The organism is Frankia sp. CcWB3, from assembly GCF_977927595.1.
Map to the genome: position 1 here is coordinate 1 of NZ_CDWRCK010000176.1, position 4320 is coordinate 4320.

Annotated in this window: 5 protein-coding genes and 1 pseudogene; 3 read left to right on the forward strand and 3 right to left on the reverse strand. The window is 69.1% G+C overall.

The window, feature by feature from the left end; all coding sequences use genetic code 11:
* A partial coding sequence (locus ACY5KJ_RS13830; RefSeq protein ID WP_462203527.1) for a TerD family protein occupies positions 1 to 509 on the reverse strand: 509 nt, incomplete at its 3' end.
* A gap of 303 nt (positions 510 to 812) precedes the next feature.
* Here ACY5KJ_RS13830 and ACY5KJ_RS13835 point away from each other — a divergent pair.
* On the forward strand, positions 813 to 1802 hold the full coding sequence (locus ACY5KJ_RS13835) for an aldo/keto reductase (RefSeq protein WP_462203528.1): 990 nt from the start codon (positions 813 to 815) through the stop codon (positions 1800 to 1802).
* A gap of 29 nt (positions 1803 to 1831) precedes the next feature.
* Here the strand turns inward: ACY5KJ_RS13835 and ACY5KJ_RS13840 are convergent, their stop codons facing one another.
* Complete coding sequence (locus ACY5KJ_RS13840) at positions 1832 to 2392, reverse strand: Ntn hydrolase family protein (protein WP_462188163.1); 561 nt, start codon at positions 2390 to 2392, stop codon at positions 1832 to 1834.
* A gap of 189 nt (positions 2393 to 2581) precedes the next feature.
* Between ACY5KJ_RS13840 and ACY5KJ_RS13845 the strand changes: the two are divergent.
* Both ACY5KJ_RS13845 and ACY5KJ_RS13850 read left to right on the forward strand, forming a co-directional pair.
* Positions 2582 to 3360 (forward strand): annotated as a pseudogene (locus ACY5KJ_RS13845) (sporulation protein).
* 57 nt (positions 3361 to 3417) lie between these two features.
* Complete coding sequence (locus ACY5KJ_RS13850) at positions 3418 to 3843, forward strand: GNAT family N-acetyltransferase (RefSeq protein ID WP_011437295.1); 426 nt, start codon at positions 3418 to 3420, stop codon at positions 3841 to 3843.
* 110 nt (positions 3844 to 3953) lie between these two features.
* On the opposite strand, the gene ACY5KJ_RS13855 is transcribed toward ACY5KJ_RS13850, so the two are convergent.
* The gene (locus ACY5KJ_RS13855) at positions 3954 to 4274 is read right to left on the reverse strand and encodes a hypothetical protein (protein ID WP_462203529.1); all 321 of its coding nucleotides are present in this window, start codon (positions 4272 to 4274) and stop codon (positions 3954 to 3956) included.
* Positions 4275 to 4320: the final 46 nt, after the last annotated feature.

Consider the following 4320-nt stretch of genomic DNA (forward strand, 5'->3'; position numbering starts at 1 on the left):
CCGTAAGAGCGGATGAGCTCGGCCAGTCCCCCCTGGAACCCCTGGCCCACGGCGGCGATCCGCCACACGCCCTTGCGGTAGATGTCGGCGATCATCACGGCGCGCTCGCTGGTGAAGTCGGCGCCGGTGAAGGAGTAGCGCAGCACCTCGGTTCCCGCGACGACGATCCGCAGGTACCCCGACGAGATCGCCGAGGCGCTACCGGCACCGTCGAGGGCGGCGCAGAACGACAGCCGGCCGATCGAGGCGGGCATCTGGTCAAGGGTGACCCGGAACGCCTGACTGTCGCCGGCCTGCGGCCCGAGGAGCTGGATGGACTTCTCCGGCGACGCCGGCTGATTGAAGAAGACGAAGTAGCGGTCGTCGGTGAGGCGATCGGCGCCGTCCAGGCCGAAGCAGGAGATGTCCCACTCCCCCGGCGCATTGATCTGGATCCCGACGTACAGGTCGGTGCCCGGGGTGATCGTCGACAGCTGCGCCTTCTGCCCTCGACTGAACTGGGTGACCAACACGCTCCCTCCACCTGGCGTTCCGTGACGGACCGGCACAACCATTACCTACCGGCATTACCGTGCCCAACCGGCCAGCCGGCACCCGCCCGCATCCGCACGAACCGGACTGCCGGCAAACTAGCAGCTGCCGGAGGGTACAGCCGAACACGTCGGCGCCGGGAACGCTGTCGATCCCCAGACAAGACGATTCGCGGACAAGACGATCCCCGGGCAAGACGATCCCCCGACGACACCGGCATCGGAGCGGCTACCGGTGACGCTCCTCTCGCGCCCCGGCACGGTCGGGCGTTCACTGGACAGATGCGCTACGTCGAGGGCATCACGACAGCCAGCAGTAAGAAGATATCCAAGATCGGCCTCGGAACCTGGCAGTTCGGGTCCAGGGAGTGGGGGTACGGGGCGAGCTACGCCGACACCGAGGCCGGGCGCATCGTGCGCCGGGCCCTCGAACTCGGGGTGACACTGTTCGACTCCGCCGAGATCTACGGGATGGGGCGCAGCGAACGTATCCTCGGCTCGGCGCTGGCCGGGATCCCGGACGCGCTGGACCGGGCGTATGTGGCGACGAAGCTGTTCCCCGTGCTCCCGCTGGCTCCGATCGTCGAGCAGCGGGCGGTCGCGAGCGCGAACCGGCTCGGGGTGCACCGCATCGACCTGTACCAGGTCCACCAGCCCAATCCGGTGATCAGGGACGGCCAGACGATGCGCGGGATGGCGGCGCTGCGCACCATCGGCCTCGTCGGGGACGTCGGGGTCAGCAACTACTCGCTGACCCGCTGGCAGGACGCCGAGGCGGCGCTCGGCGCGCCCATCCTGTCCAACCAGGTCGAGTACAGCCTGGTTCGGCGCAGGCGGGGCGAGGAGCTGCTGGCGTTCGCCGCCCGGGAGTCCCGGGTCGTGATCGCCTGGAGCCCGCTGAGCCAGGGGCTGCTCTCGGGCCGCTACGACGTCACGAACCGCCCGACCGGGCGGATCCGCGCGATAAACCCGCTGTTCCTCACCGAGAACCTGGCCCGCGCCACCCCGCTGCTCGACGTCCTACGCGAGGTCGCCGCCACGCACGACGCCACCCCCGCCCAGATCGCGCTGGCCTGGGCGATCCATCATCCGTCGGTCGTCGCGATCCCGGGGGCGTCCAGCGTCGCCCAGGTGGAGAGCAACGCCGCCGCGGCCGACATCACGCTCACTGAGGACGAGTACGGCACGTTGACCGCCGCCGCGCAACGCTTCGAACCGCTCGCCGGCACGTCGGCCTTCGCCGCACTGGCCGCGGAACGGCTCCACCGCTGACCGCTGTCCGGCCAGTCCGAGGCGTCCGGTCAGTCCGGGGCGTCGTAGGTGGTCACGTCGTCGGAGGAGATGATGTGGAACGGCGGGCACACCCCGGTCGAGTGGTGGGCCGCGGCCTCCAGCGCCATCCGGACCCGCTGTTTCGGGTCGAGGCCCCGGGTGCTGTACAGCGAGCCGCAGGCGTACTCGTCGCCGCTGCCGACCGCGTAGTAGTCGTCCACGCTGCGGCCGATCTGGTAGTCCGAGTCGATGCGGTAGAGGTGTCCGCGGACGCCGACCAGGAACAGCCCGCCGCTCTCATTGCCGGAGTCGTTGCGGGCGAAGCCGCCGTCGCGCAGGCAGTCCCGGACCACCGCGATGAAGTCCGTCGCCATGAACCGATCGAGATCCCAGTCCTGCGGGACCGGGGGCACGAGGCTGTAGCGGAGCAGCTGGCCCATCCGGAACGAATCAGTGAACCCCATAATGAACTCACTGTTACGAAATACCTTGGTATCCGCACGGACAGTGATAGACCAGCCGGCGACACCGGCGCTGTCCCCACCGATCAAGACCCGGCCGTCCTGCTGTACCCCGACGATGCAGGTCACGAAGCGGAATGGTACCGGTTCGCCCCGAAGCCGGACGCCGTACCCCATCCGCGCCACCGGCCCGTTGACGCGCCCCGCCCGCTGTCACCCTGCCGACCCGGGAGCGGTTCCGGCGGTCCGGTCGTCCTGCGGATGTGAGAACGTGTCCTACGCACACACGAGAATGGGAATGGAAGAGGACGGGCACCCATGGGGATGAAGCGGTTCATGTCGCGGCTCGGCGTGGGCGGGGCCGAGGTCGAGACCGTGCTGGACCGTCCGGAGACCCTGCCGGGCCAGGTCGTGACCGGTCTGACCACCGTTACCGGCGGCAAGGTCGAGCAGAAGATCGAGAAGGTCCTCGTCACGCTCGAGGCGACCGTCGAGGTCGAGACCGACGACTCGACCTGGCACGAGCAGATCACCTTCGGTACCCAGCAGATCGGCGGCGACTTCACTATCCACCCGGAGCAGCAGATCAGCGGCCGCTTCGAGCTGCCCGTGCCGTGGCAGACCCCGATCACCGACATCGGCGGGTGGCACCTGCACGGGATGAAGATCGGGGTGCGGACCAAGCTGGCCATCCCCGGGGCGGTGGACCCGGGTGACCTCGACGCGGTGAACGTGCACCCGCTGCCCGTCCAGGAGGCGGTGCTCACCTCCCTCGGTGACCTCGGCTCCACTTCAGGTCCGCCGACGTCGAGAAGGGCCGCCTACACGGCTCCGACCTGCCCTTCTACCAGGAGATCGAGCTGAAGCCGTCGGGCGAGTACGCCCGGCGCATCTCCGAACTGGAAGTCACCTTCCTCGTCGACGGCTCCGGGGTGGACGTCGTCCTGGAGGCCGACCGCCGCGGCGGGCTGCTGTCCTCCGGCGGCGACGAGCTCAGCCGGTTCCGGCTCGGCCACCACGACACCGACCGGCACCAGCTCGCCGGGCTGCTCCACCAGCAGCTGGAGCACCTGGGCCGCCGCCGCGGCTGGTTCTGAGCGCTCCACCCGTCCGGGGACATCGGCTCACCTGGTGAAGCTGCAAGAATACGGTATGTGAAGATCGAGGAGCTGGAGGCGGATCGTACCTGGCTGGCGTTCGACCCCATGCGGCAGCTTCGGCCGCATCTGACCTCCACCGGGTTCGTCAAGCTCGTCAACGAGGTCCAGCGCCCCGAGGGATACCGCCTGGTCGCGTCGTGGGACGGGGAGCTGGGACGGGTGGTCGCGGCGGTCGGATTCCGGCAGGTGACCTCGCTCGCCTACGGGCGGCATCTGGTCATCGACGACCTGTCCACGATCCTGGCGGCGCGGGGGCGGGGGCACGCCACCCGGCTGCTCGCCTGGAGTGAACGGGAGGCGCGCCGGCTCGGCTGCGAACATATCCATCTCGACGCCGGCACCCACCGCTACGAGGCGCACCGGCTCTACCTGCGGACCGGCTTCACGATCGCGGCCTTCCACTTCACCCGCCGACTCTGAGATCGGGTGGCCCAGGGGATTCGCATCCTTGGGCCACCCGACCTCAAGCCGCGTCGGTCCGGGGCCTGGCTCAATCGTCGCGCTAATCCGGGCTTCGTCGCCCAGGGGCTTCACGTGCTCAGCCCGGCGATCACTATGAAGAACCGGTGCGCCCGGTCGTGCGGCCACACCCGCGACAGCCCCGCGCCCACGAGCATCCCGCACACCGTCCGCCGGCCGGTCGCGGCGAGCATCCCGCAGGCCAGCGCACGGAACACCTGGAACGTCGGCGCGGTGAAACACGGCCAGAAGAACGGCCAGGGAAGACGGTACAGTGAGATCTGGGAGCATCGGCGTCCACTTTTTCGAGCTGGTTTAGGAAGCGCCGATGCTCCCGCCACCAGCCCGTCGGGCAGCCTGCTTCCCTTACCGGCACGCCGCAGCCGTGCCACACCCGGACACCACCATCCGGTCAATGGATTAAATCAACGTGCTTTA